At 40.5% G+C, this 26,425-nt stretch carries 21 protein-coding genes, 1 pseudogene and 1 CRISPR repeat array; of the genes and pseudogenes, 1 reads left to right on the top strand and 21 read right to left on the bottom strand.

The window, feature by feature from the left end; genetic code table 11:
* Window positions 1-47: 47 nt before the first annotated feature.
* The 7 genes from FD05_RS00810 to leuB form a co-directional block, all read right to left on the bottom strand.
* Entirely contained in the window at window positions 48-1,235 is a 1,188-nt protein-coding gene (locus tag FD05_RS00810) for a serine hydrolase domain-containing protein (RefSeq protein WP_039933048.1), read from the bottom strand.
* A gap of 340 nt (window positions 1,236-1,575) precedes the next feature.
* Window positions 1,576-2,934: a serine hydrolase domain-containing protein gene (locus FD05_RS00805; protein WP_039933046.1), complete on the bottom strand. Its 1,359-nt coding sequence runs from the start codon at window positions 2,932-2,934 to the stop codon at window positions 1,576-1,578.
* Between the two features lie 243 nt (window positions 2,935-3,177).
* Complete coding sequence (locus FD05_RS00800) at window positions 3,178-4,119, bottom strand: Ig-like domain-containing protein (RefSeq protein ID WP_020281518.1); 942 nt, start codon at window positions 4,117-4,119, stop codon at window positions 3,178-3,180.
* A gap of 263 nt (window positions 4,120-4,382) precedes the next feature.
* Window positions 4,383-5,846: a zinc ribbon domain-containing protein gene (locus FD05_RS00795; protein WP_039933044.1), complete on the bottom strand. Its 1,464-nt coding sequence runs from the start codon at window positions 5,844-5,846 to the stop codon at window positions 4,383-4,385.
* A gap of 175 nt (window positions 5,847-6,021) precedes the next feature.
* Window positions 6,022-6,921 (bottom strand): hypothetical protein, encoded by a 900-nt coding sequence (locus FD05_RS00790; RefSeq protein ID WP_020281516.1) that lies wholly within the window; start codon window positions 6,919-6,921, stop codon window positions 6,022-6,024.
* A gap of 275 nt (window positions 6,922-7,196) precedes the next feature.
* A complete protein-coding gene (locus tag FD05_RS00785) occupies window positions 7,197-8,486 on the bottom strand; it encodes an MFS transporter (protein WP_020281515.1) in 1,290 nt (429 codons plus the stop codon).
* Window positions 8,487-8,500: 14 nt separating this feature from the next.
* Entirely contained in the window at window positions 8,501-9,580 is a 1,080-nt protein-coding gene (leuB, locus tag FD05_RS00780; protein ID WP_020281514.1) for a 3-isopropylmalate dehydrogenase, read from the bottom strand.
* Between the two features lie 435 nt (window positions 9,581-10,015).
* On the opposite strand from leuB, the gene FD05_RS00775 reads away from it, so the two are divergent.
* Window positions 10,016-11,032 carry a zinc-dependent alcohol dehydrogenase gene (locus tag FD05_RS00775; RefSeq protein WP_020281513.1) on the top strand — a complete coding sequence of 339 codons (1,017 nt, stop codon included), beginning with the start codon at window positions 10,016-10,018 and terminating at the stop codon, window positions 11,030-11,032.
* Window positions 11,033-11,140: 108 nt separating this feature from the next.
* Here the strand turns inward: FD05_RS00775 and FD05_RS00770 are convergent, their stop codons facing one another.
* The 14 genes and pseudogenes from FD05_RS00770 to casB form a co-directional block, all read right to left on the bottom strand.
* Window positions 11,141-12,658 (bottom strand): YfcC family protein, encoded by a 1,518-nt coding sequence (locus tag FD05_RS00770; protein ID WP_020281512.1) that lies wholly within the window; start codon window positions 12,656-12,658, stop codon window positions 11,141-11,143.
* A gap of 16 nt (window positions 12,659-12,674) precedes the next feature.
* Window positions 12,675-13,823, bottom strand: coding sequence for an ArgE/DapE family deacylase (locus FD05_RS00765; RefSeq protein ID WP_020281511.1), 1,149 nt, complete (start codon window positions 13,821-13,823; stop codon window positions 12,675-12,677).
* A gap of 398 nt (window positions 13,824-14,221) precedes the next feature.
* Window positions 14,222-15,972, bottom strand: a pseudogene (locus FD05_RS00755) (DUF2075 domain-containing protein).
* Window positions 15,973-15,990: 18 nt separating this feature from the next.
* Window positions 15,991-16,302, bottom strand: coding sequence for a nucleotide pyrophosphohydrolase (locus FD05_RS00750; protein WP_020281508.1), 312 nt, complete (start codon window positions 16,300-16,302; stop codon window positions 15,991-15,993).
* A gap of 325 nt (window positions 16,303-16,627) precedes the next feature.
* The gene (locus tag FD05_RS00745; RefSeq protein WP_020281507.1) at window positions 16,628-17,053 is read right to left on the bottom strand and encodes an Ltp family lipoprotein; all 426 of its coding nucleotides are present in this window, start codon (window positions 17,051-17,053) and stop codon (window positions 16,628-16,630) included.
* 101 nt (window positions 17,054-17,154) lie between these two features.
* Complete coding sequence (locus FD05_RS00740; protein ID WP_223602437.1) at window positions 17,155-17,409, bottom strand: hypothetical protein; 255 nt, start codon at window positions 17,407-17,409, stop codon at window positions 17,155-17,157.
* Between the two features lie 319 nt (window positions 17,410-17,728).
* Window positions 17,729-19,090 (bottom strand): 5-methylcytosine restriction system specificity protein McrC, encoded by a 1,362-nt coding sequence (locus FD05_RS00735; protein ID WP_020281505.1) that lies wholly within the window; start codon window positions 19,088-19,090, stop codon window positions 17,729-17,731.
* Window positions 19,091-19,101: 11 nt separating this feature from the next.
* Complete coding sequence (locus FD05_RS00730) at window positions 19,102-20,592, bottom strand: McrB family protein (protein WP_020281504.1); 1,491 nt, start codon at window positions 20,590-20,592, stop codon at window positions 19,102-19,104.
* A 182-nt stretch (window positions 20,593-20,774) separates the two neighbouring features.
* Window positions 20,775-21,412: a CRISPR direct-repeat array (repeat unit 28 nt; unit sequence GGATCACCCCCACATACGTGGGGAATAC).
* 29 nt (window positions 21,413-21,441) lie between these two features.
* On the bottom strand, window positions 21,442-22,332 hold the full coding sequence (gene cas2e, locus FD05_RS00725) for a type I-E CRISPR-associated endoribonuclease Cas2e (RefSeq protein ID WP_020281503.1): 891 nt from the start codon (window positions 22,330-22,332) through the stop codon (window positions 21,442-21,444).
* Window positions 22,329-23,282, bottom strand: coding sequence for a type I-E CRISPR-associated endonuclease Cas1e (gene cas1e / locus FD05_RS00720; protein ID WP_039933039.1), 954 nt, complete (start codon window positions 23,280-23,282; stop codon window positions 22,329-22,331). Before cas1e ends, cas2e begins: the two co-directional genes overlap by 4 nt.
* A 2-nt stretch (window positions 23,283-23,284) precedes the next feature.
* Complete coding sequence (gene cas6e / locus FD05_RS00715; protein ID WP_020281501.1) at window positions 23,285-23,953, bottom strand: type I-E CRISPR-associated protein Cas6/Cse3/CasE; 669 nt, start codon at window positions 23,951-23,953, stop codon at window positions 23,285-23,287.
* A gap of 12 nt (window positions 23,954-23,965) precedes the next feature.
* Entirely contained in the window at window positions 23,966-24,682 is a 717-nt protein-coding gene (cas5e, locus tag FD05_RS00710; protein WP_039933036.1) for a type I-E CRISPR-associated protein Cas5/CasD, read from the bottom strand.
* The gene (gene cas7e / locus FD05_RS00705; protein ID WP_056938579.1) at window positions 24,663-25,799 is read right to left on the bottom strand and encodes a type I-E CRISPR-associated protein Cas7/Cse4/CasC; all 1,137 of its coding nucleotides are present in this window, start codon (window positions 25,797-25,799) and stop codon (window positions 24,663-24,665) included. The genes cas5e and cas7e overlap by 20 nt, the downstream gene beginning before the upstream one ends.
* Entirely contained in the window at window positions 25,792-26,421 is a 630-nt protein-coding gene (gene casB / locus FD05_RS00700; protein WP_020281497.1) for a type I-E CRISPR-associated protein Cse2/CasB, read from the bottom strand. Before casB ends, cas7e begins: the two co-directional genes overlap by 8 nt.
* Between the last annotated feature and the right edge of the window lie 4 nt (window positions 26,422-26,425).

Raw genomic sequence — 26,425 nt, 5'->3', positions numbered from 1 at the left:
ATATACTCATTTGTGCCAGTTGCAATCAAATGCACTTTAAATTTTAATTAAATGGCAAGGTCGTCAAATAGCTTTGATGCCAGATCTTGAATCGCGTTGGCAGGTCGGTAATCGTTGCTCAAAAGAACAACACCGGAACGGCCATTTCTGGTAATAAAAATTGAGGATTCATAGCCGTAGCCGATGCCGTGGGAACGAATGCCATTGTTCTGGTTATAAATGCCACCACCATAAGGGGCATTGCCACCAGGTTGATGCAGCAGCGTGACGCTCACTTGGGGAATAATGTTGCCCCGCAGGATGTGCTGCTCAGTCTTGTAGAGATCCCAGGTCGTCATGAACACTTGACCAGTTCCCAGTTCGTTTTGCATCGAAGCGGCCGCCTCGTGGTATTGTTTGTCGTAGTTCTGCTTGATTTGAGTCGATTTCAGCCAGTGATAGCCCAATGTGCGGTTCGGTCGATTGCCCCAATGTTGGACGAAACCGGTCCCTTTGAGCTGCAGTGGCTTCGTGAAGGTCTTGTCAAAATATTTGCCATAAGAAGTGTGGGTAATCTTGGCAATAATCCCCGCCAAAAGGACAAAGTTAACCGGCTGGTACCAATCACGATTCTGTGGCGATTTGGCAATCACGTGATCCGTGGCGTATTTGACAACGTCCTTTTCAGTTAAAAGTTTATCGGAGCCAACTTGGTTCATCACCAGGCCGGAATCCATGTCAACGAGGTTGCGGACGGTAATGTTCTGTGAGTTCTTGACCTTGGGATAGTACTTGGATAACTTCGTATTCAACGACAACTTGCCCTGCGTGATCAACTTCATCGCCATCACCGCCGTGAGCGACTTTTGAATTGAGAGAATCTGGTATTCTGACTTGGCCGTGTTGCGTTTGCGGGCCGCGTAGTTGGCATAGCCAAAGCCCTTCCGGTAAATGATCCGATTATTCTTGACGATCAATGCCGAGCCGACAAAATGATTTCGTTTCAGGTAATTGGTAACCTTGGTAGTCTGCTTCGACGACTTGGTGCTGAGCTGCTTGGGCGCCGTCCGATTGACCTTTGCCTGGCGCCGACTTTCTTCCGAGCTGAGTGCCTGCGCCTGTTTGCGCGCCTCTGCCTGCTTGTGAATCTGCTGCGTCCGCAAAACTTCTTGATGCCAGTACATGGCCCCGCCAACAGTGCCAATCACGGCCAGCAACACCGCTATTATGTAAAAGTAAGTGCGCCCCCGTCTCATACACGCCGCCCCCTCTTTGTAAATTCGAAATGCCGCTGTAAACGTCCTGTAACATTTCAGTAATATTGATTACGTCTATTATGAACAGAAACTCATAATTGGCAATTATTTTGTCTCCACTTTGAAAGCCCTTTATTTAAGTTTTAGTTTCTTGGCATTTTCTTTAATTTTCAGTGAATGATTCGGAATAGGTGTGAAGGTTAAACGTTAATTTTCGGGTTATCGTTAGAGTGCGTCTGTGAGTAAAAATCAGAACATAAAAAGCCCTTGATATCAAGCAATCACAAATGTTGAAATCGCTGATATCAAGGGCTTTGGCAATACTATTTAGTTATTAAAATTAGTAATAAGTCGCAATCGTATTCATCTTCTGGGCAAATTGCGCACCGGTCATATTATTCTTGAGTGGTGACTGATTCAAGAAGGTCACAGCGACATGCTGGTTACCGTCTGAGGCATAGTAGCTGGTGTTGAACCCAGTATCGGTATAGGTGCCGTTGTTGAATTTAACACCCTTCTGGTTCACATACATCCCACCAGAGTATTTGGTGCTGTAACTGGTGAGGCTTTGATAACTCTTTGCCGACAAAAGCTTGCTGTTCTGCATCCCAAGGATAAATTTGTAATAGTCGGTTGGCGTGGTCAACACGTTGCCGGCACCCGGAAGTGCGGACAAGGCCGGGTATGAAACCGACTGTGAGTTCTGATAATCCGTTCCATTAGTTGAATTATAGCTGACCGCCTTGATCGCAGTCAGGTCCGGCTGGGTGTCGTTGACGATAAAGGTATTCTTCATGCCCAACTTGTTGAGAATCTTAGACTGGAGTGTTTGGGTGTACGTCTTGCCGGTGACTTTGGCGATGATGCCGGCCAAAAGGACATAGTTGATGTCGCTGTATTTGAAATTGGTCTTGCCGGTGGAATTCAGCGTCTTGATGGCATTGGTGTACGCCTGTGGTTCAGTCAGCTGATCGTCAGGCGCTTTGATCGTGCCAGTAATCCCCGAAGTCATGGTCAGCAGCTGCTGGATCGTGATGGTCTTGCTGTGGGCGATTTGTGGGTAAAATTTGCTGAGTTTAGTTGTCGGTGTGAGTTGTTTGGCGTTGAACAACTTTTGAATCAGCGCGCCAGTCATCGTGTTCTGCAAGGAAGCCAATGGATACAACACCGTGCCATCGCTGGTATTGTTGCTACTGTGAAGCATGTTGGCGTAGCCGTTGTTGACGACGGTCGGCGTGAGACTCTTGTTGTGTGACACCAGGACGCTGCCAATGGCGTTATACTTCTGCATGGTGGCTTGGGCGACGGCCTTGAAGGAAACCTGTGTCAGGCCGTTAACGTTCATCCAGCCCAGCGTCTTGCCGTTATAGCGGACCAGCGCATATGTAGTCGATCCAGACTTCTGAGTTGCCATCACGCGGACATATTGGTTGTTGTATTTGCTGCTGTCGGTCGTGGTGGTTGCTGTGCCAGTGGTGTTCTTGGCGCCAGGAACGTTGGAGTAAATTTGGTAGCCGCTGGCCAGGGACTTTGGTGTCGTGATTTGGGCATCGTAGTGTTTGGTGGTGGCGGTTTTTGTACTGGTTGTGGTTGGTGTTGTCGCTGCGTTGGTGGTTGTTGGTTGAGTCGCTGTGACGCCGAGGAGAAGCGCTCCAGCGGCAATTAATAATGTTGTCTTTAATTTATTCTTTGTATTCATGATTGATGTCATCCCCATTAATTTAGTAATTCTATTCATTGATTGAACTAATTATTCCTAATGCTTCACCAGAATTGTAACATTAGTCGCAAAGAGAATGGCACCATGTCGCTCAGAATTATTATTATCGTTATATTTATCCGATGATTTTTTGAAATGGACATCTATGTCAAAGACGTAAATAATCCTCATGAATTAACCTAGGAACAGGTAATTCATGAGGATTATTGTTTATCAATTATTCTAGTTATTTTCCATTTCTTTATACTGGCCAACATATTGGTGTGATTGGCCAAATTCATCTTTGGTTATCAAGACCATTGTGTCACCATCATGATAAAAGTCCCCGCCAAAAGGTGGTGTGAAAATACCACCATTTTCTGAAGAGATTTCATCTCGGTGGTTTGGATTTGTCGACTCATCATCAATTCCGTCAGTGTAGCCAAACTTCACGCCGTCAGTTACCCAGACACCATATGGGTATTGTTTCAAATCGTTTTTAGTCTTGTATGCCAGATAGGAATTGTCATATGCAATCGTCAGAAGGTCATCTGAATTTGTTAGTTTCAATTGAGGACTTTCTGTAACCAATACCGGCGTATTAATCGTCTTATCGTGTAAGGTTGCGGAAACCACAGCGATTCCATCTGATTTAGCAGTCACAACCCCATCCGATGAAACGTCTGCTACAGATGGATTTGAGCTTTCCCAAGTAGTTTCTGATGCCGTTGTGTTCACATTATATCGAGGTCTTAAGTTGATCTTATCCCCAATGTTTGAAACATCGTAGGTATCATCTGAATTATGATTTGGATTATATATGTCCGTCAAGTTGACTGGACGAACGGTTATCACATGCTTAACTTTGAAATTGTAGCCAGCTTTGTCTTTAATATGGTAAACCACAAAATACTTACCGGGTTTGCTGGTATCAACATAATTTTTCACAGTACCATAAACCTTATCACGTCTAGATGAGGTGTAGGTAACTCCCTTATAAGGATCAAAATTTGCATCCTGATTAACCGTAGAATACTTAAAATAAAGTTTGGGCTTCATAATCTTATATCCATGAATCCTCTTAACAGCAGCATAACTCGTATGTACAACCCCAGGTGCATTCGTAACTGCCACACCCGTTACAAGTGAAACAGCGGCAATAGCCAATAACTTCGCAATCTTCATGAATAATACTCCCCTTACTAATAATTTGTTAGTTAATGTAGGTATAACAAAACACTCACCTTATAACTATATCCCTATTGTTATGTAATGTTAAGCAGGTTTTATAACTCTTGCTAGATTGTATTTTCGCAAAATGGGATGGAAGATGTTAGTCCATAAGCTAGGAAAAAACGATTATCAGTAATACATAAAATCTACAACCAACAATATCGTTGCAGCATAAAAGCCGCATTGATTAAATTTGCTAATCAATGCAGCTTTCCTCAATAAGCTTTGTCGTAATCACTAATCTTCTGATACTGGTTGGAAATCGATTGAATTTCAACAGGATTATCATTATCGTCATTCTTAACGACATTAGCTGTATATCGAAATACCTGAATGTGGTAGTGACCGCCGGTGTCAAATTCATACTTCATGTCGTATGTTACGTCACTACTATTTTCCGAATCAAGCTTGATTGAATCAACAGTTGCGGACACTTTAATCCCATCCAAGTCATCATTTTCATAGTAGCTCTTGCCCATGTGCCTAAATTGACCAAAATACGGACTGGAATCTCCATCGACGAAGAAAGAAGACATGTTATCCCCATCATCATCGGTTGCATCATCAAGGTCCCCGCTGTCGCTGTAACTGGTCATAGCTTCGGACAAATTATCAAATAACGTGTCGGCGTCATCATCACTGACCAAACCCTTAAACACTAAAGAGATGTCATGATTACCATTTGAGCTGCTGATAACCCGTGGTTCTGAAGAAATCGATTTCTTGCCATTCTGGTAGATCCCTTGAACTTTCATCTCCTGAGTCCAGGGGAAATCCTTGAAGGCCATCACACCACTATCTCCAATTTTACCTTGATCCTTTGAGTTAATTTCAACGTGGGTACCTGCTGGGCCACTGACATCAAACGAAACTGTCTTGAGAGTTAATGGGATGATTTGATTGCTGTTTAAATGATAGGTATTGCTATTGGTCAGCTTATGACCATCAAGATTGGCTGAACTGGCAAGCTGGTAGCTGCCTGGTACCAACGGCCCAATTTTCTTTGAATAATGAGGCGTGTTGGAAACCGCAATTTTTGTGGTATTCTCTTTAATCTGGGCATTTTTCTTGTTGACGGTTAAAGTAACGTACACAGGCTTCACTTTAATCTTCCAATTAGGAAAAATAAGGAACTTCTGGCCATTCTTTTGATAACTAAGATGCCGATTGTCAAAGGTTCCCAATCCAGTTAGTTGGGTCTTAAACGATAGGAGTTTGTCAGGATTCTGATTGAAATATTTTGTGAGTGGCTGGAGATTGCCATTTGTCAGCTTAAGGTTCGGATCGCTGGTGTAAAAATAATCATGTAAGTCACTTTGATTGTTTTTCACCGCTGCAACCGCTCGCTTTAACGTGCTAGCTTTGGAATAATAGTACTCACCATATGTAATGCCGCCAATAGCCAAGATAACCACAAAAACGGCCAAAAGTGTTCTGCGTCTGTGGCGTTTTTGCTGTTTGGTTCTAACTTTCTTTTTCGTCTGGCTTGCTGGCTTTTGTGGATTTGTGGCATGTACCGGTTGATTTGGCACTGGCGTTTCATTCTCTTGACGATACTTCTGTAAATTGTATCCACAGTTAGGACAGAAGTCATCATTGTCAGTAACCCGTTGACCACAGTTGGGGCAAAACTGCAACCCATCCTCACCATTTGAAGTGTTTGGTCCCACGAACAACATCTCCTCAGAAGATAATCATTATTAGTATAACTTAATAATTATAATCCTTTGATGGAGGCATGTCATGTGTGTTTGGATGCTGATGTTCACGAGATCAGTAGTTATTTTTCATCGAAATCGTCACTATCTTCAAATATTCCAAAAAAGCTGACACTTCCAAGTCGATCCAGGAAAATTATCTAACCTTTTTACTTTTGAGTTCTTCAGCTCTCTCAATCCGTTTCCTAAAATCTCGAATTGCCACACCTGGGTTATGAATACTGATTTGAGCATCGATACCTTTTTTCATAATATCGATTTCATCTTGGTACCTTTTTTGCTCTCTATACATCATTGCTAAAATATTGTAGATTATGGGATACTTATTTCCTTGAGAAATTTGTTCCATCGCCTCTTTTTTGCACAATTCATACTGCTTGGCATTCCAAAGGTACTGAATCCGTTGATTAGATTTATAGAAGTAGTTATCTAGATAATCTTTGCGTGAACTTTTTGGATATTTCGCTTTGGGAACAACTAGGAGCTTACCGCTAACCCCATGACTTGATGAGTACTTCACTGTACCATCCGCCTCGATTGCCTTTTCAGCTTTGTGTTGCCAAATAATCTTTGCGGATTTATCTATTAAACCTTTGCCTAGTTCTGTGAGTTTATTATCCGAAGTTATCAAGTTTAATGAGTGTAACTTGGAAATGGATTCATAATAATTTACACCATATTGATATAGGAAATATTGAGGAGGATTTGAAATATTCTTCCTACTGGTTGTCCACCACAGCACCAATATCTCACCCCGAAGCAAAGATTGACCATTAAAATTTATTGGATCCATATACTCTTTTGGCACTATGGAAGCAGGAAAATTTCGATATGTAGTTAAAATTCTTTCAGCTTCTTTTTCGCTGGGAACTTTGGGAATTGCTTTATAACCTTTGTTTTTGTATAACCTTTCCAATCGTTTTTGCATTGAGACAGCTGAAACCGGTGATATGTTATGGTCTTGCCTCTCTGGAAATTTGTTTTTAGTAGCACTGTCCCCATGCTTGAATTTATTGAGCAAATCAAAAAAGTTCATATTTTCCTCCTAAGTTTCATGTTTATGGAATTTAGCAGCAGATACATACTCTGTTCGTTCATTATATCTAACAATCAAACTTTAGACGACAACAAACTGTAATCCTTAGAAATTTGATCCAACCAAGCAGGAGATTTGAGCAAAAAAAGCAGACACCATCCCCAATTACACCCGGAGATAATGCCTTACACTTTAAATTTGATTCTAACGATCTATCCTACAGCAGGAAATTATTTTATTTCTGACGTTAATTTAGCTTGGCCACAATGAGAATATTAGCCTATATTCTTCTGATTGGTTTCATCGCCAAATACCCAAACAACAATCCCAGCAAACAATGCAATTCCAGAAATTGTGATGAATATGACACTAGGAGATGAGACTTTTAACATCCAAGCCACGACAATTGGCATCGCAACCGTAAATAGTTTTGCAACTCCGTTAGCAATCCCAGCGCCTCGAACCCTAACCTTTGTTTCAAAAAGTTCTGAAGTATACACTGCGACCACAGCCGCCATCAAAATATAGAAACAAACTTCAAGCATAAATCCAACCGTGATAACACCAGTCATAGTACTTTGTTGAGCATATAGGAAACCAAATACAGCGGTCATAAAAAATGCTGGAATAATTGTTTTTTTGCGTCCAATTCGATCGACAAGTATGGCACCAACACCACATCCCACCGGAGCACCAATTTCAATAAATGCCGTTGTCCAAAGGGAGTTTGAAATATTCAAACCACGTTGACTCAATAGTGTAGGAACCCATGAAGTAAAAGTAAACTGACAAACAATCACTGCTGAAACAGCTACTACTGCGACAAACAGGCTGACTCCAAATGAATGACGATGGATCACTTGTTTCGGCGCAAAAGAATCTGTATCTTCTCGAACACCATTAACTTCAAGCTTTTCAATGGTTTTGTTCGCTTCCTGCATTCGTCCATGTGCAATTAACCAACGGGGAGATTCTGGAATATCTCTTCTGAGATACCATAGAACACCGGCGACAATTCCAACACCAATGAATAGAACACGCCAGCCAAAACGAGGAATGATAATTGACGCCGTGACTAAGGTTACTGGTGCACCTGCATTTGCAACCAATGCGGTAATTGCACACCATCTGCCACGAGTTTGAACTGGTGCAAATTCGTTGATCATTGCATAGCCAGTGACAATTTCAGATCCCAATCCGATTGCAGCAACCAACCTACAAATGATCAAAAAAGCCATATTAGGAGCAAATGCTGCTAAAAATGTAAATACACTGAATAATAGCAAGTTAAATTGGTAGGCTACCTTTCGTCCCTTAAAGTCCCCAATAAACCCAGCAAGAATTGATCCAATAAATAACCCTAAAAAGCCGCTAGAAAGAAAATATGATTCTTGTGACAAAGTAGCCCATTGACTCTTTAAAATTGTTGTTGCTACTGCACTGGCAAGGAAAACATCACAGGCATCTAGAAACATGCCTCCGGCTACAAGCGCAAATATTTTGTAAAACAGTGGTGATTCCTTTGTTTTATCAATTCGTTCTTGAACTTCCATTTGTTGTTCCATAAGCAATACCATCCTTATTTATTTTTGATATATCTAGAATATTTCGTATTTTTCTGAAGCCGGTCAATAATCTTATTTGTTACTTGTTGCGTACTAGAATCACCTCCTCGATCTGGTGTATTGATCCCTTGACTTGCAACAGCATCAACAGAATCTAGTATTTGTTGTGATAAGTCGGATCGGTTAAAGGAGTACTTTAACATCATTGCAACACACCTAATCATAGATAATGGGTCAGCAATCCCCTTCCCTGCAATGTCAGGTGCGGAGCCATGAATTGGCTCGTATAGAACCGGTCCTCCAGCACCTTTGCTCATGGAGGGGATTGTTCCAAGAGACCCCGTTATCTCAGCTGCCTCATCACTTAAAATATCGCCGAACAAATTTTCTGTAAGAATCACGTCAAATTGATTGGGAACACTAATCAGTTTCATTGCAGCTGCATCGACATATAAACGGTCAACCTCAACATTAGGATATCCTCTGGCAACTTCATGAAAGACCTTTTCCCAAAGCTTACTTGTTGCTAATACATTTGACTTATCCACTAATGTGACATGCTGTCGTCTTTGTACTGCCATGTCAAACGCAATCTTTGCGACCCTTTCAATTTCTGAACGGGTGTATCGCATCGTATCAAAAGCACCATCATTAGCCAGTTCTCGGGGCTTTCCAAAATAAATTCCACTGGTTAATTCCCGGACAATAACAAAATCAACAGGCTGATAAATTTTTAAGGGGGAATATTTCATCGCATCAGCCGTTATTTCCGTTGGTCTAATGTTTGCAAACAGATTTAATTTCTTCCGTAATTGTAATAAGCCATTCTCGGGACGTTCAGGGTTATCATCCCACTTGGGCCCACCAACTGCAGCAAGTAAAATTGCATCCGCTGAGCTAGCGGCATCTAAAGTTGAATCAGGTAGCGGTGCGCCAAACTGATCAATTGCTTCACCACCAAATGGGGCAAAATTCAATTGATAATTGAATCCTTCACTACTAACTGCTTTAAGAACCGCTAGACCCGCTTTCATAATTTCAGGACCAATATAATCACCTTGTAAAACTGTTATGTTTGCTTGCTTGTTAGCCAATTTTGTACCTCCTCACAATATAAAAAAGGCGTCCTTTCATAAATACTGAAAGGACGCCTACGCGTGTTACCACCTTGATTTTTGACGCATTCACATGAGCCAACTTATTGAGTACAAAAATACTATACTCAGACATTACTAACGGATGTCAAACCTAAGCTTCTCGAAAAAAGCTTATCCAAATTAATCTTTTTCTGATCAGGAAAATGCATCGTCCCATCATGGATGCTCTCTTAAAATTTCGCTGACAAATACTCCATCAATTCATTGATTGTTATGTAAAAATGATTGAAGCTAGTATACAAGCTTAATTATGAGAATGTCAATACTTGAATGAGAATTATTTTAATGTTCGGCCATTTATCGTTCAGATGCCACCACCACTGTAAATAAATGGTCTATAATGAGTTTATAATATGTGAAGGAGTGATCAATGTGAAGGGTGTCATTTACAAAGGTATTCATGATATTGAAGTTGAAGAACTACCTATGCCAGAGCCAACAGATAATGATATTGTTGTGAAAGTTATGCGTAACGGCATTTGTGGCTCAGATTTGCATGCTTATAATTTGGGTGGCGATGAAATTGGTGTATATCCAGGTGCAGCAATTGGTCATGAATTTGTAGGAATCGTAACAACAGTCGGAAAAAACGTTATAAATATTAAACCTGACGATCATGTCTTCATAAATCCAAGTATTGCCAAAAAGAATCCCGGAATGTTGGCAATGGCAGGTGGTCTTTCCCAATATAATTTAATTGAAAATGCTACAATAAATAAAAATGTGTTTGAACTTCCAAAAGATCTACCTTTTGATCGAGCGGTTGTCATTGAACCCTATTCTGTCGGAATCCACGGCAAAAACTTGGCACATCCGGATAAAACCATGAGTTACTGCATTTTTGGTGCTGGGCCTGTGGGTCTTGCTGCTGCATCTGGATTATTAATGCAAGGCATCACAGATGTAGTTGTAGTTGATATCGATGATAAAAGGCTTCAATTTGCAGCTAACCTAGGAGCTAAAACTATTAATTCCTCCGATACAAATCTTCATGACAATTTAATCTCATTGTTTGGTTCTGGAAAAGGTCTCATGGGCGATCAGCGTGTTGGTGTTGATGTCTATATTGATTGTGTCGGCATTCCCACATTTATCAACGACGTTATTACTTTTGGCAAATTTGGCGCAAAATTTATCGTTGTTGCTCTCGGGGATCAACCCGTAACCTTCAAACCGCAATTCTTAGCAATGAACGAAATTAGTTTAATCGGGTCGGCTATTTACACCCCTATCGATATCAAAGAAGCAATCAGTAACATCAAACATACGGACAATCCATTTCCTGAAATTGTTTCGGTTCATTATCCACTCGAACAAAGTCGAGAAGCATTTGATCGAGCTAATACAGACAAAACTATGGTTAAGGTAGTTATTGATGTGAATGAGTAAAAAATAATCGTAGAATTAACATAATCTCCGTGAATTCATGCCATCGGCATTAACTCACGGAGATTATGTTTTTCTACAACAATTTGTGTACCTTTTGAATCAAACATCCTACATAACAGCAACAATTGCCAAGAAACCACAGGTAACTGCAAACAATGAAATAATCAGTTTCGATGTCCATTTCCACCAAACCGCCAAGCTAACATGCGAAAGCGCAAGTGCGCCCATTAGAATTGCAGAGGTTGGAGTAATCGCTGTGATTAGACCTGAGGCAGCTTGGAAAGCCGATACCATCACACTTCCATCAACGTGAGAAAAGGCTGCTAAGGATCCCATAATCCCCATTGTGGCAGCTGCTAATCCAGAACTAGATGGAATAAGTAAGGAGAGAACACAGAAAAAGGCAAATGCTAAGATTGCAAAAACTGGTTTTGGTAATCCGCTCAGTCCACTTTCACCCCAATGAAGAATCGTTCCTGTAATCATTCCGCTGTTCATAATAGCCTGAATTCCACGGGCAACAGCAACAATAATTGCAACATTAAGCAACTCAGCCATCCCATTCATAAACGCACTAATGAAATCAGCCTCTTTCATGTGGCTTACAAACATGATTACAATTGACATCAGCAAAAATAGCAAGGTAATTTCGTTGAAATACCAATTTCCTAATGGAACAATATCTTTACCAAGCACAGTTCCTAAAAATGCATTGCTGGTTATCCAGCCATTGAAAGTATTAAAAAATGTCCAACTCTTGTTAATGCTTGTCCAAGGAATTAGCCCAACGATCATGATCACGAAAGTTAGACAAAATAACCATAAGACATGTTTTTGAGATTTGCTCAATGGCTGTGCAGCACTAGTCCGATCCTCAACAGAGAATCGTTTCATATCCTCCTGTCGCTGGTTGTAAACAAGTGACTTGGTTGGATCCTTCTTAACTTTTTCTGCATAATGGATGACAAACCAGATAGCCATGGCAGTTACGATAACTAACAAAATAACTCGTGAAAAAAGGCCGACACCTGGTGAAATTTTGATAATTCCTGACGCAACACCAGTTGCAAACGGGTTAACGGTTGATGCTAGATCACCCACACGAGTGCTCAACAAAATAATTCCTACAGCAACTAATGAGTCATACCCAACACCCATCATAATCGGAATGAGCAAAGGAAAAAATGCCATTGTTTCTTCGCCCATACCATATGTGGATCCACCAGCAGAAAATAAAATCATCAAGATAATAATTAACCGTTTTTCATGACCGGTATAACGATGAACAATGGCACGAATACCATCATCCAATGCTCCTGTTTTATTGACAACACCTAGGAACCCACCGATTACCAGAATAAAAATCGATATTTCAATTGCGCCAGTGGTGGCTTTGTTTCCAATCATCCCAATAATTGGAGCCATCAGGACGTCCCAAAGGCCTTGAGTGTGGCTAGCAACCGTATGATAAGTCCCACTAATCAACGTGCCATCCGCCGTTGTATTATATGTTCCTGCAGGAATGACCCATGTCATAACGGCAATAAAAATAATAATTCCAAAAAGAATTGTAAACGCCGAAGGCATCTTAAAACGATGCTTCTTAATTGGTTCCGGATTATTCATTGATTTCCCCTCCAAACTAATTAAAGAATTCTTGGGCTAACTGCTTATAAAATTCTACAGATTTATGATACACATCCACATCGACATATTCATTGCTTTGATGTGAAGTATCATTACCAGGGCCTAGCAATGCAATACTAAAGTCACCTTTTGCATGCAAAAATTCAGAACCATCACTCGCTCCTGTCTGTCCATTGGCAACCAGCGGCTTGTCAAACATTTCATCATGAACCTTTTTAATTAACTTAATAAATGGTGAATTAGCATCCCCAGGCATTGCTTCTTCTGGGAAACTATATTCGAGAGATAAATCATAACCAGGTTTCTCATTTAGTCTTTTTACTAAACTATTAAGGGCATCAAAAACAACTTGATTAGGATATTCAGGAATTGTCCTAATATTTCCCTTCATAACCGCCTTTGCTGGAACGCTATTGATTTGCTCTCCACCGTTAAACAAGCTTTGGACATGCGTTAGCTTTCCCAATACTGGATCAACTTTGTCGAACTTTGCCATCAATGGTTTCACTTCGTTAGCAAAATCGATTAAATGGTCAATCGCGTTGATTCCTTTTTCTGGTTGAGAACTATGAGCCCCTTTTCCAATTGAAGTTACAATATAGTCAATAACACCTTTAGAGGTAAAACCAACCTCACTCATCGTATTACCTGGTTCGGCAATCATTAATCCATTAAGACCGTCAACATAGCCTTCTTTAGTCAGCTGAGCTGCACCGTATTCACCCGTTTCTTCACCGACTGTCGCCAGTAGCTTAATCTTGCCAGGCACGGAATCAGTGTCCAGCATGTCCAACATGGCAATAATAACAGCTGCCAAACCGCTCTTCATATCAGTTGCACCACGTCCATACAATTTTCCATCGCGGATAGTTGCTGTAAATGGATCACTGTTCCAAGCTTCCAAGTCGCCCGCATCAACAACATCTTCATGTCCCGAGAAGCCAAGCGTTCTTTTGCCCTCTCCAATGGTTACAACCAAACTATCCCGTTTTGGTGCATAGGTAACGTGCTCAATCTTGACACCTTCATTTTTGTAAGGCTCAAACAACGAAGAAATGTAATCAGCCACCATCGATTCATTATCATTCACTGACTGAATTGAAATCAGATTCGAAAGAATATCAATTTGTCTTTGCTTATCCATACTAACAACATCTCCTAAACATATTTTTGTGAACTAAATCACATTCCTGGTTATGAAGCAGCGTAATTCACCGTACAACAATACTTTATCATCTGATGTAAGCGATTACAACGTTGATTTATCAGTGTATATATGGTCTTGAACATTTATATAAATATTCAAATATTGTGTGCAATTTGATCATAAAATTCATGAAATTCATTGCATATTTTACGCTTATCATTAATTTTGTTAATAGGTGTCATTAATTATTTCTATGATCAAACCAAATAGTAGTCCACTAGAAGAATGAATTCCAGTGCACTACTATGATTAAAAAATTATTTATGGCTTAACCCGTTGATTCACCACTTATAGAAAGTTATTTGTCATATCTGCATCAGAGCAACGCTGTAAAATCAATTAACCGATCTTAACAATACATTCCTCAACTCATCATCCACAGCATAAATATAAAGCCCATTAACTCCACGAGTAAGCAAAACATTCAACTCATTAGGAAGCAGCTGACTGGCGACTTTCCGCTTCTGTCCATCTTGTAGTGTTCGATTTCGAATAGCATTAGTATTTTCACTTGCATCCGGATCAAAAATAACGTGGCCATTTCGATACTTAACAGATGGGCCAATAATGACGCCACAATAATTCAAATCAAAACCCTGAATAGTATATGTCGAGCCAACTTCATCAATAGTTTGTTCTTGCTCAGCCCAAGCCAGCTTTTTTAATGTACGGTCACCTTTGGGCTTAAGCTGCAGATTCCACGGTAATGTCAAATCTCCAGCGGTCACCATCCAATAATCGCCATGATCAGGTTTTCTCTTGCTGTTATATTTCCAATCAAAAGTAGCAAGTATTCTAGAAAGTCCCGCTTTTTGATCACCTAAAGCCTTCTCTCGTATTGCTTCATACAATTTTTAGCATCGTCAAATATCCTCAAGTCATATTTACTGTCTTTGGGGATTTTTTTGATTATTTTTTTATCGGTAATGTCTCTAATCCATTGAATTGTTTCCTTGTTGGCATCAATACGCAGCTGATTACTCAACATAATCAGATTATTCTGCTCCATGGCTTTTTCTTCCATATTTTGAATTTGCTGAGGCTCCAAATATTCCTCAGTCTTCAAAATCTGGTTACGGTCAAAAATTGCGACAGTAATCCTAGCACGCTTCAAAATGTCATCAAGCTGATTCTCGCCTCGATATGCTTGCTTACCTTGAGTCCACAGCAAGTGAGCTTCATCAACTAATACAACATCAGCAGGATCACTTTCATCATGCGAGTTAATAAAATGAGTCGGCTTACTAACAACATCATCATTTTTATAGTTCAAATTCAGTTTATCAATGATGTCCTCGTATACCTTCAGCTGCTCATCATGGTTAACCAAAACATAATTTTTCAAGTTGTCAAAGCCTTGGCGAAGTGGACTCCCATCATCCTTCAATGTACTGATTAGATAAAAGATCGTACTCAAAAGAACCGTTTTCCCAGAACCGGCTTCCCCTTCAACCAAAATCAGTTGACCCTTTTTCTTTGAAAGCAATGCATCAATTACCCGATCAATAATAATATCCTTGGCATTCTTCTGTTCGGTTGTTAAGTTATGGAATGGTGACGCTTTAAAAATCGCAGAGTCGCGAATTATACTTTCAACGGGGAATAAGTCCTTATCAAATCCACGAAGTTTACGCCAAATTCTGGAAAAAATTTTATCTTTTTCGTTTGAAGTATAGTATTCATTTTGCTCATTTTCACGGCGATTGTTCAGCCTTTTCACACTGGGAACACCAAGCATAAAAAGCATCATTTGGTTTTCGATATCAAGCGTCAACGATTTATTGAAATGGTCATGGCCAATCACAAACATCTGGGCATCCTTTGATTTCGAAAGCTCACGCCAATCATCCCTAACTTTGGGATCCTCGTTCAAATGCTGCTCTGTTCGGCGTTCAATGTCATTCGTTTCTCCCACATAAACTTTATAGCCGCCGGACTTGATTGGTGAATAGATGACGTACACCGTTGGGTAGTCCATTAGCAACTTATGTTTAAGCTTATCGCCATTTATAGCATCTTCAAGCTCACCAGTAGCCTGCGGATCATATTTAATTTGTTCAATTACTGGATACCCAATATCACTCATGGCAGACGCCTTTCAAACTTATTCATCAAATTTCCAATGTCGGTTTTTGTTTATGTCTAATTTTTCTTGAACAATGTCATTAGGCTGAACACCCAATTTGTCACACATATAATAGCAGTACGTCAATATATCAGCAAGTTCAAGCTCCATGTCATGTTTTTGTTTTTCGGAAAACTTCTGGTCGTTTTCCATGTCCCATAGAAACAATTCATTTAACTCTCCCGATTCAATACCCACAGCTCGCGCTAAGGCTGGTAGTGTGTGATATTGGTTCCAGCCACGACTATTACGGAAGTCAGTTAGTTCTTTGATCAGCTGATTGTATTCCATATTGTAAACCTCCATTTCAAAGTAGCTTTAATATGGGATCATCATAACTCCCACATCAAACACTTTGCCTTTAAATACGCTTACATTATACCAGATCAGAATCATCGAGAATCTCGAAAAATAAATAGCTCAAATTTGAATTCTCAAAAAGATGCAAAGTTTCGAAAATCTGATGATTCTTCATACTTCCAGTTATATTTAGTACAAAATAAGCAATGGATAAATTTCATTTGGACATACCATAAATCCAATGAAAACTATTACTCCAAGAATCTAACGAATAAATACGAGTTCAAAACAAGTGATAAACAGCTTAGCTATATTTTTATAGATGGCGAACTGCATATCGGGCTTGGGATCGAGTAAACATGTCTCCATATGATGATATGAGTTGATCATAAATTGCCCTATTGGACATATGTTCGCTATGACGGTAAAAATGGGCAGATTTTAAAGCGTTACGATTCCAACTAATTCCATGAAGGTGACGAACAGCATAGCTCGCTGCGTGTTTTGAAAATCCATCACCATATTTTGAAATTAATTGGTGATAAATTGCCCGCTTGGACATATGTTCAGATCGAGCATAAAAATACGCACTAGACAATGCAGCCCTTTTTGAAGATGAAGCACTTGCGACAATGGTATTAGGTGTATTAGTAACTATACTAGGAACTGTTATCCCCCCAATTCCCAACGATAATCCAACAATTAATGCAATTCCGGTTTTCTTAATACTACTAGTTTTCATGATATACCCTCCAATAAAATATGAATAATTCCCCGGCAGGAGTTGAACCTGTCTTTGGCACCGGCGGGGAAAAGGAAAATAATTATAGTTGAATCGTGAAACTATGAACCATATGATGATGTAAAACCATATCCGAACCCCGTTAAACCAAGGTATAAGAAAATAATGGCAAATACTAGTAGTACAATTCCAGCAGTCTTTGATTTACTTTTAACAATATCTAAGATACCAAAAATAATTGCTAAGATGCCGATAAATGGAACAAATAAACTAATAACTGCTGATACCCATCCAATAGATAAAAATGCGGCATGACCACTTGAATGACTTTGACTGTTACTCTCCAAACAAATCACCTCCCCTCAGAGTGTTTTCATTCGGTACATATACACATTAAATTCACCCTCGCGAGATAGTGTGCGTAAAACCATTCAGTTATAGCATAAATTGAAACATCGGGTTCTTGTAGAATTGGTCTCCCACAAAAAGTAAGCAAGGTGCCTAAAATGACTGACATCTTATAATGATACAGCAAATCACGTGGAATAACTATATAGTTATCCAATTTCAGTGTAAAAAAATGACACCCACCAACTGAATGCCATTTTGCTTCTTAAAAATATCCATCAGACTGATAACGATCACATTTCAAAATTTACCAATACTATCAAATATCTAAGCTCCAATTTTTGCTACAAGATCTTCCACAAATTCCCGGATCCTCCCAGCATACTCACCAGCACGTTCCCACTGCAACGGAAGTCCAACGACCCCAACGTAAATATCACTATATTGAACTAATTCAAACTGAATGTCCGGTTCCATAACAGGTGCAACTAAAATTGCAATTTTTGATTTGACCAAGCTTGTGTACGCAATAATCTGATGAATATCTGCACGCATCCGATCTCTTTGTGATTCTCTTGTTTCTGGTCGACGTTTAAAGAAGTACGACTTGTACTTCGCATCAACAATGATGTGGTGCCCACCAAATTCTGCGATGATATCTGGTTCCAAATATTGTGGAAACAACTTTGTAACTGTCTTTCCATACCCTGGAACATTAAGTTGAGGAATTCGATCATTATTTTTAACGGATTCTAATGCCAATTGAATAATTCTCTGAACATAGCTTTCATACAGCTTCGAAAAATCAATTCGCCAGGCAAAGTTTTGTTCAGACTCATTCCTTATATAATTATTGATAGCTTGTTTTAGCTCACGTAATGATTTTGGCTCTTGATGCAATACTTTGAAGGGCTTATTACATAGTGATTGAAATCCCTTGATTCCACTAAAAAGCACCCGATTTTGAATCTGGTCAATAGTTGACTGCAATGGGATCCTGACAGACAGGGGTGTTTTGAAGGAGTGCACCTCGCTGATTGCTGCATCAAGATAAGCTAAAGCATCCCTGAATTCGGGATTGTTCTCAGAAATAGAGTTAATACTAGTATCAAAAAATAAACGTTTCTGAGGATCTACTGTATTAACGGCATATTTGTTCCAATTAACGTTTCCAATTGGTCGATCGACAATTTTTTGCAAACTATCAAATTTTCGCCAAACTCGTTCTTTCAGAACTGGTAAGAATTTTAAAATAATTTCTTTTGCCAATAAATATTTTGGCGCCGGGCTACCTTCAATTCTAGTAAGTGGCAATAATTCATCACGTTCTGACATCAAAGTATACTTTGAAAATTCGGCTAGACCCAGCATCCATTCATACCAATTACTCGAGAAAGTTGATTCATAACGTGGTTTCACGATTAAATCAGTTTTTGGTGTACCTGCACCCCCATTTGGCATCCTTATAGGAATAGCACCAACCAGCTCATTTGCCTTAAAATGAATTTTCCCGGATTCACCATAGACATCGATGTTCAAGAATTCAAAAGCCTGTTTATTTAGTTGAATAAACTTGTCATTATCCTCATTAGGATACCGACGATCCCCACGCATACTTTTTGGCAAGACGTATTCCTTGTCTGAAAAGGTTGTTAGTTCAATGGCTGAAATATGAGTATTCTTACCCATAAATTACCTCCTTATAAGTAAATGGGTTCACCAATCGTATCGATGAAGAACTGGTTGAATTCATCTGCAGCACGGGCTAAGTAACCGTTATCCAAGTATTCTCGAATTAACGGTAATAGTTCATATCTAATTCGCTCTTTCAACGATTGGTTATTCTCGGTAATAAAGTACGCCTGCCCTGGTTCCATCATCAATTCTTGAGAAGTCGCAAATTCCACAAAAATAGAGTGAATAGCGTCAAACTCATCTGAATGAAATATTTCGTTGTCAGTTAGTTCAGCCTTACTTAATTTTCGTGACATCATTGTGTACCATGCAAAGCGTCGTCTTAATGCGAAATCAATAACAGCAAGTGAGCGATCAGCCGTATTCATTGTGGCAATCACATACAGGTTATTTGGTAAATGCTTCAATGAAAGATATTTTCTTCGATCATCTCCCATACCAACAGGTTCACCTAATTCAATGTCGGCCCGATTTTTTGTTCCTGAAGTTTCAAAAAGGTAGAATGATTCACCTAAAACATTGCTTAGATTAGCCCGATTAATTTCATCAATGACCAATAAAACTTTGTCGGTTGGATTGTTTTGAGCCCGTCTAATGGCCTGAATCAACGGACCTTCTTGATATTCGTAAGATAAACCAGTGGTTAACTCTACAGGTTTATATCCGCCAACAAATTCGGAATATGATGTTTCGGCGTGGAATTGCGTAAAAATGACATTATCCGGCTCATAGTCTTCTGCAATTCTTGAAGTCAGATACGTCTTTCCAGCACCCGGGGCACCTTGGAGAACTACGTAGTGTCTTGATGCCATTAAAGCTTTCACCTGGTCAAAATTGCTCGCGGATGCAGGTGTCTTTAATTCAAAAGCATTCTTGAATTTGCGAATTGTTGTTCGTTCACCTTTGTTGGGCCAGTTGCGAATCTCTGAATAAGTGGCAATCATGGCTTTATATATCTTCCAAAAGTCCTCATCATCATTTATGCCATCATCAATTGTTGGCTTATCAACATATACAGCAAACAAATCTTGGGTGTGGGAGTTAATATCATCGTCGACAAACTGATCTTCTAGCCTTTTGAGTTGAGGTTTCTTTTGATCATCAGCAAAATTAAATGCACAGAAACATGAAATCTTCTTGCCATTTTCCTTTGCATACTCATTGATTGTGCTCTGCAGTTCAAGGAACCTTCTTCTTGTACCTGGTGTTGCTGCCAGCTGGTAATCATCTCCAAATCCCTCACTTCCAATATCTAGCGAAATTCGATAGTGATTGATACCCGGGTTTACTTTCATGGATAGACCAGAATATGGACCACTAACTGGCTGATCGTTTCTGATTAACGAGATGAAGGCATAATTTTTACCATCAGGCGTTAGTTCATCAGTTACAGCCGCCCGAGTAACAAAAAATTCATTACCTCTGGAATCTTTCCCGCCAACTTCTTTTGCGAATGTTTGTAAGCTCTCAACTAAGATTTGTTTTGATGTTGCCATGTTTATTCTCCTATCAGTTATTATTAAGTTAAGTATGATGAATCGATTTGTGTTGTGCAAACAATTTTTACAATAGCAAAAGGTTACATCCTGTTCATATTAAATAAGTCACGAAAGAGTTTTTAGACCCCCACATGCGTGGGGAATACAAAGAAGTCACTGGAGAAGTAGTCCTAAAGGACGGATTACCCCTACATACGTGGGGAATACACCACAATCCAAGCATGGGAATTGTTGTAGTTAGGATCACCCCCACATACGTGGGGAATACAATTGAGAAGAATCAATTACACGCTAACTATGGGGATCACCCCCACATACGTGGGGAATACACTGACGCGCAGAAACAGGAACTCAAAGACTTGGGATCACCCCCACATACGTGGGGAATACAAGCCGAGCTTGGTAAATCAGCTTTGAAATGGAGGATCACCCCCACATACGTGGGGAATACTCACCATTCAATCTGATGTCTATGGTAATGGTAGGATCACCCCCACATACGTGGGGAATACGGAAACGAACAGCAGATACCTCATAAAGAATGAGGATCACCCCCACATACGTGGGGAATACCGTTTGATACATTTTGCTAGTCCGTTCGAGAAAGGATCACCCCCACATACGTGGGGAATACTCTCCATTTAGCTTCACAGTGATTGCTTTAGTGGGATCACCCCCACATACGTGGGGAATACTACACCATTGTCTAAGTATCAACTATCCTTGTAGGATCACCCCCACATACGTGGGGAATACCTTGAAATTCTTTAACTGCATTTCCACCATAAGGGATCACCCCCACATACGTGGGGAATACACTAAACAAACAGCGTCCTAAAGCCATTTTCAAATCGACAAATGCCCGTTTTTTATCAACTTCAACGCCAATTCCAAGGTCGCTTTCGCATCTGACAACGCATGATGTGGAGATGAATTGTTAACATGATATTCTCTGAGCACCGTTTCCAAACGATAATTATCCAGAAATTGATCAGCCTTCTTCACAACTGGCATCAAATCAATCATCTGATTATTTAAATCATTTTGCCCTAACTTGCTAAAAGCCATAGAAAGAAATGATTGATCAAAATGTAAATTATAGCCAACAACTGGAAGTCCTTCTATAAAATCTCGTAAAGCTAATAAAGACGCTTCTAAGCTCACGCCTTGATCGGAGAGGATTGCTGATGAAATTCCTGTCAACTCCGTTATTTTATCGGGTACAGCCTCATCAATTTTAACAAGCTGTTGAAATTCAACGACATTATCGTTCGCGAGATATTTAGCAGCACCAATTGAAATAATACTGTTCTTGGTAACATCTAATCCAGTTGTTTCGATATCAATGGCTACAAATTGAGGAACAGTAGAATGACGTGAATTATTTGACACCTTATGTGTCATCACTTTGGCCTTATGAAATTTAGCCGCATTACTAAATCCATGCTTCACAGGAGTTTTTAACGAATTCAGACGCATCATCAAAGGAATCCCATCAAAGTCCACAACTTCATATTGCGTCCTAGTTGTTTCAATTTGATAACCCAGCTCATTGTTGGCGTTATAGACCATAGTTGCTTCGCCATTACCGATCCCTTTGAGAACCCGCGCCCACAACAAGTCTCGTATTCGAGCGCTCACGTTCCCAACGTACACACCGGTCTGAACTTCTTGATACCATTTGGTCAAGTCACCCCGAAGTGATTGAGGGACTTTGGTCAAAGTAATGACGATCATGAGTCGCCATCTCCTTTAAATTCGTGATACTGAACGCCAAACTTTTGTAAGCCCATCCTGTCATCCCAGAGGTTGATAACTCCAGCACCAATACTGGTTTCAGTGACACCTAATAAGTTTCTCAAATCGGTTACCATGCGGACAAGTAGCTTCCCATCCGTGAAAGCATCCCGCATTGCCAGTCTAGTTCTAGCACCAATGTCTTTATCATCACCAAATTCTGCAGCAACTCGAAAAGCCACTGGAATCGACATTTCTGCTTTATACAAATCGGCAAAATCATACACAAATGATAAATCATGGCCAGTATGGACAAATCCCAAACCAGCTGAGGTGCCCATTGCCACAATAACACTGTAACTTAACCCATATAATGCCTGGTGAGCTGCGGTTAACGCTTTATTAATTGGGGAGCTGGCCTCAAAATTATCCGGATTATATTCCCGACGAGACCATGGCACGTTATTTTTCTGTGATTGGCTTCGGTACACCTGCCGCACACGACTGCCTTCTTTTCCTCTTAATACTTGCATCGATAATCCTGACACATCTTCATCGGGGAACCGCATTTGATACATCTTGCGTGCTACTGCCACTCTGGTCCGTTGATTCGAAACCAATCTGGCCTGCGCTTCAAGCAACTTTGATGAATGGTTGAGCGGGCGCCCGTGGGCATATTCACGAACCCCTTGTTCACCAACCCAGGCAACGCCCAAACCGGAATCGCCAATCAATTCCATAGCCCGATGAGTAACATCAACGCCAGGCCCTAGCATCAACACGCTAACAATGGCTGCGGGAACAAAGACCGTTCCTCGATTGTCGGTCACAACGATTGCACTATCTTGACGATTGAGCTTGGCATGCTCCAAATATAAGAATGTTATTCGATCCCGTATCCTGCTTAACTCAGAAATTTCAGGCTTTTTTGCTCCAAATTTTCTATCCATGATTAACCTCTTGGGATCACCGTCATCAATCCCATACCGAATGCCTTCTCACGGCCAATGCCGTTCATCAAGGTCTGCTTGAACGTATCTAAATCATCGACACGAAGTAATCCCTCGTAGGTTACCCGACTTAGACGAATGGTTCGATGACCCCTTTTCAAGATTGGCCAATCACGGCTCACAATATCAAAATTTTCGATCTCCTCAGAATCCATCAAGCCTGCTGTAGCCGTCTTAACAACTTGAAAGCCAAGCTTCGCAGCTCGTTCAGCCAGCCATTGTCGCTGCTGATTCACGGTGACATGAGGTACTATCCTTGGCTGATTTTTTCCGGGTTGACTAATTGCATGGGTGGGATTTGCGGTCAATCTGAACTGCATGATTTGCCCTTCTTTAACTTGATCTAAGAACGGATCATAAGATTTTGTCATTGCCGTCTTCTCGACTCCGTATGCACCAAGTTGATCCAAATTGGGTGCTTCTTGGCTCAATACTAACAAGTATGTTTTCCCTGCCAAACGATCAATCCGCCACAGATGTCGCAGTCGCTTGTGATCCGCGATTTCATTAGGAAAACCTTGTTCAACCCAATTGTGGTAGGCACCAAGATGGGTCAGTTCTTTTGTCTTCTGACGGTTATTAATGTCAATTTCAACTCTTGATAAATACATATTGGCTCCTTTCTAAACCGCACCGAAGATGTCATGGCCGGTTTCTGGATTCGCCTTTTGTGCGTGAGGATTAGTCAAGACAATCGTTTTATCCCCTGTTTTTCGAAATCCATACTGTCGGTTTCTTTGATCAAAAGACTTCACGCGATCTTTAACGAGTAGAGTTCTGACGTTATGTAACAAATCAGCATCCGCTACAATATCTACGGGAACCTCGGATTTTCTGCGAAGCCTTTTTTGATACCAAGTTGATGCCTGCCACTGTAAATGTTTTAAAACGTCAATTGGGCCTTCATCCGGGAAACTCTTGAGATTTAAAACACCAGCTGGAACATTTGCGCGGCGACCAAGAAATAACGGGAAATAAGGCCTTTTCAAGGCAAATTCAATATTATCAATCAACTGATCATCCTCACTGCCAAGTGCCACTATAAACACAGCGTCCTGTAAATACTCCCGATAACTTAGTTGTCGTTTTCCAGCTTTTTGATCCCATTCAACAATTTGAAAATCTGTCATAATTTGACCGGGTTGATCAACTCTAACTGCAAAGTTCAATTTATTAAGCTGAACAATCCGTTTATCATTACGCTGATAGCCCATTGCTGCGGCAATCATGCCGATAACCGCACTTTTCGATGGGTAATCCCAGCTGGTTCGTCGGTTAAAGCTGGCCTCATTTCCGTAAGACTGCATGGGAGACGTCAATCTAATCGTTAGTGTTTTCATCCTGCACCGCCTTTTCCAATACCTCGGTGACTTGATCAATTAAATCAGGCAAATTAGTTGCTTGGTTTTCAATTTCTGATTCTGTTTTGCTTTCGCTTAAAGCAATAGTTTCGATGGGTTGATCCAATACAAACCTCAAGGTTGACTGGTACTCATCTTCCAACTTTTTAACTGAGTTTTTAAGGTAGCCGTCCTTTGACTGAACCGGTTCTTCAAATGCTGATACTAAATTGACGGGGGTGTCGGTTCGCACCGTAATCAAAACATAGTTTGGCAAGGTTTTGTTAGCATAAGAATTTTCCTTACCAGTTGGCATTGACAGGATAAAGCTCTTAATAAAATCAGCCGCTCCCGTAATGGCGTTATCGTCTCCCAAGTTCCCAGCCAGTTCTCTAACGTTTATATTAGCGTAGCGATATAAGGTCGAGGAATTAAACTCGCTAGTACCAATGAACCCAGCCCCGTTGGTATCATCACCTTTTAAGTCATCCAAAGCAGTGTAGTAATCAAACTCAGGAACGATTTCATGTGTTGAAATTGCGTGGGCTACCTGAGCAGTTCCTTCAACGTTTAACTCAGGATTATCGGCCACCATCCGGCCAAATAAGGCTAGATCCAAGGTGTTTTCATTGTTAATGGCTTTTTTAACATCGCGCTTCAATTCTTTTTTAACCTTTTCTGGCATTGCCTTATTTTTTTTTGATACATCTAAATCGTCATGACTAACCGCAAATTGAGCCAGCTTTTCAATCTGACCGGGAGAAACAAACAAAAGTGCTCTAGTTTTGTTTTTTTCTTTCTTATCGAAGGTAATTCCGGCTGCGATAAAAATTTGATGCGACTTTTCATTGGCAGCGTCTTGGTCAAGAGATGCGTCAAGCTCCATAATCTTCTCGGTTAGTAATTTAGCAGCTTCTCTAGTTCGGCTGCCTCGCTTAACTCCTGATTCTTTAAATGAGTGGCGTATGGCTTGCTTCCAAGCTTGTGAGGAAACTCTGGCACGGGTTACCCCACCATAAATGGCCGTTTTGGGAGCACCTGTGTCGTCTCGGTTAATGTTAGATGATGGCACGGTTTGAATTACGTTTAGGTCAAGATATAAATTTTTGTTAGCCATGGTCATTTTCTCCTTTGGGTGTAGTAACTGGTTTAATGAAACGGTAATATTGTTGCCCCCAAGCAAGTTGAACTTCTCTAGCCTGTTTAAAACCAATTTGGAAAACATAAAGTTCACTTGCTAAACGGGCGTAATCAATTTTTTGGTGTGTTGAACCGGCTTTTAAGATGGCTACCAAATGGGTTATCCCGTTGATCACACTGGTAATGTTGGTTGATTTTAACACTGCCTGTACTCGCCGGTCTAAAGCTTTTTGGGCGTTTTCATCCCTTCTAAAGTTACTTAATGCCGCCCAGAAAGTTACTCCATCAGCGGTATCATCATTACCTGCCCTGCCAAAGACAAACTGGTCTTGGCTCTGCTGATGGATGGCGTATAGATACACTGTTGTATAAATAGCCGTTTCAAAGATGGTTGGCTTCCCAGTTCTGCTAAGCATCCCTTTATCCAGCTTACCAAACATCATCGGCCACACGTCCTGCGCCCCGGGATCAGTAACAACCGGTGCCCGGCGGATACCTGACAACACTCGTTTGTTGGGATTGCCGTTGGCATACAGCTCGTGGATAATGCTCCTGGTTATTTGAGCAACTTTATCCTTTTTTGATTTAATGGTTTCCATAAAT

Source organism: Lentilactobacillus otakiensis DSM 19908 = JCM 15040 (assembly GCF_001434145.1).
GTDB classification, from domain to species: domain Bacteria; phylum Bacillota; class Bacilli; order Lactobacillales; family Lactobacillaceae; genus Lentilactobacillus; species Lentilactobacillus otakiensis.
This window is presented reverse-complemented; position numbering and strand designations above follow the sequence as displayed.

What these genes read in the sequence shown, in the direction of transcription:
- cas6e (WP_020281501.1), bottom strand. Translation starts at nt 23,953, where the DNA reads ATGTATTTATCAAGAGTTGAAATTGACATTAATAACCGTCAGAAGACA.
- FD05_RS00730 (WP_020281504.1), bottom strand. Translation starts at nt 20,592, where the DNA reads ATGGCAACATCAAAACAAATCTTAGTTGAGAGCTTACAAACATTCGCA.
- cas1e (WP_039933039.1), bottom strand. Translation starts at nt 23,282, where the DNA reads ATGGATAGAAAATTTGGAGCAAAAAAGCCTGAAATTTCTGAGTTAAGC.
- FD05_RS00745 (WP_020281507.1), bottom strand. Translation starts at nt 17,053, where the DNA reads ATGAAAACTAGTAGTATTAAGAAAACCGGAATTGCATTAATTGTTGGA.
- FD05_RS00805 (WP_039933046.1), bottom strand. Translation starts at nt 2,934, where the DNA reads ATGAATACAAAGAATAAATTAAAGACAACATTATTAATTGCCGCTGGA.
- FD05_RS00735 (WP_020281505.1), bottom strand. Translation starts at nt 19,090, where the DNA reads ATGGGTAAGAATACTCATATTTCAGCCATTGAACTAACAACCTTTTCA.
- cas2e (WP_020281503.1), bottom strand. Translation starts at nt 22,332, where the DNA reads ATGATCGTCATTACTTTGACCAAAGTCCCTCAATCACTTCGGGGTGAC.
- cas7e (WP_056938579.1), bottom strand. Translation starts at nt 25,799, where the DNA reads ATGGCTAACAAAAATTTATATCTTGACCTAAACGTAATTCAAACCGTG.
- FD05_RS00750 (WP_020281508.1), bottom strand. Translation starts at nt 16,302, where the DNA reads ATGGAATACAATCAGCTGATCAAAGAACTAACTGACTTCCGTAATAGT.
- FD05_RS00770 (WP_020281512.1), bottom strand. Translation starts at nt 12,658, where the DNA reads ATGAATAATCCGGAACCAATTAAGAAGCATCGTTTTAAGATGCCTTCG.
- FD05_RS00810 (WP_039933048.1), bottom strand. Translation starts at nt 1,235, where the DNA reads ATGAGACGGGGGCGCACTTACTTTTACATAATAGCGGTGTTGCTGGCC.
- cas5e (WP_039933036.1), bottom strand. Translation starts at nt 24,682, where the DNA reads ATGAAAACACTAACGATTAGATTGACGTCTCCCATGCAGTCTTACGGA.
- FD05_RS00785 (WP_020281515.1), bottom strand. Translation starts at nt 8,486, where the DNA reads ATGGAACAACAAATGGAAGTTCAAGAACGAATTGATAAAACAAAGGAA.
- FD05_RS00765 (WP_020281511.1), bottom strand. Translation starts at nt 13,823, where the DNA reads ATGGATAAGCAAAGACAAATTGATATTCTTTCGAATCTGATTTCAATT.
- FD05_RS00790 (WP_020281516.1), bottom strand. Translation starts at nt 6,921, where the DNA reads ATGAACTTTTTTGATTTGCTCAATAAATTCAAGCATGGGGACAGTGCT.
- casB (WP_020281497.1), bottom strand. Translation starts at nt 26,421, where the DNA reads ATGGAAACCATTAAATCAAAAAAGGATAAAGTTGCTCAAATAACCAGG.
- FD05_RS00795 (WP_039933044.1), bottom strand. Translation starts at nt 5,846, where the DNA reads ATGTTGTTCGTGGGACCAAACACTTCAAATGGTGAGGATGGGTTGCAG.
- FD05_RS00800 (WP_020281518.1), bottom strand. Translation starts at nt 4,119, where the DNA reads ATGAAGATTGCGAAGTTATTGGCTATTGCCGCTGTTTCACTTGTAACG.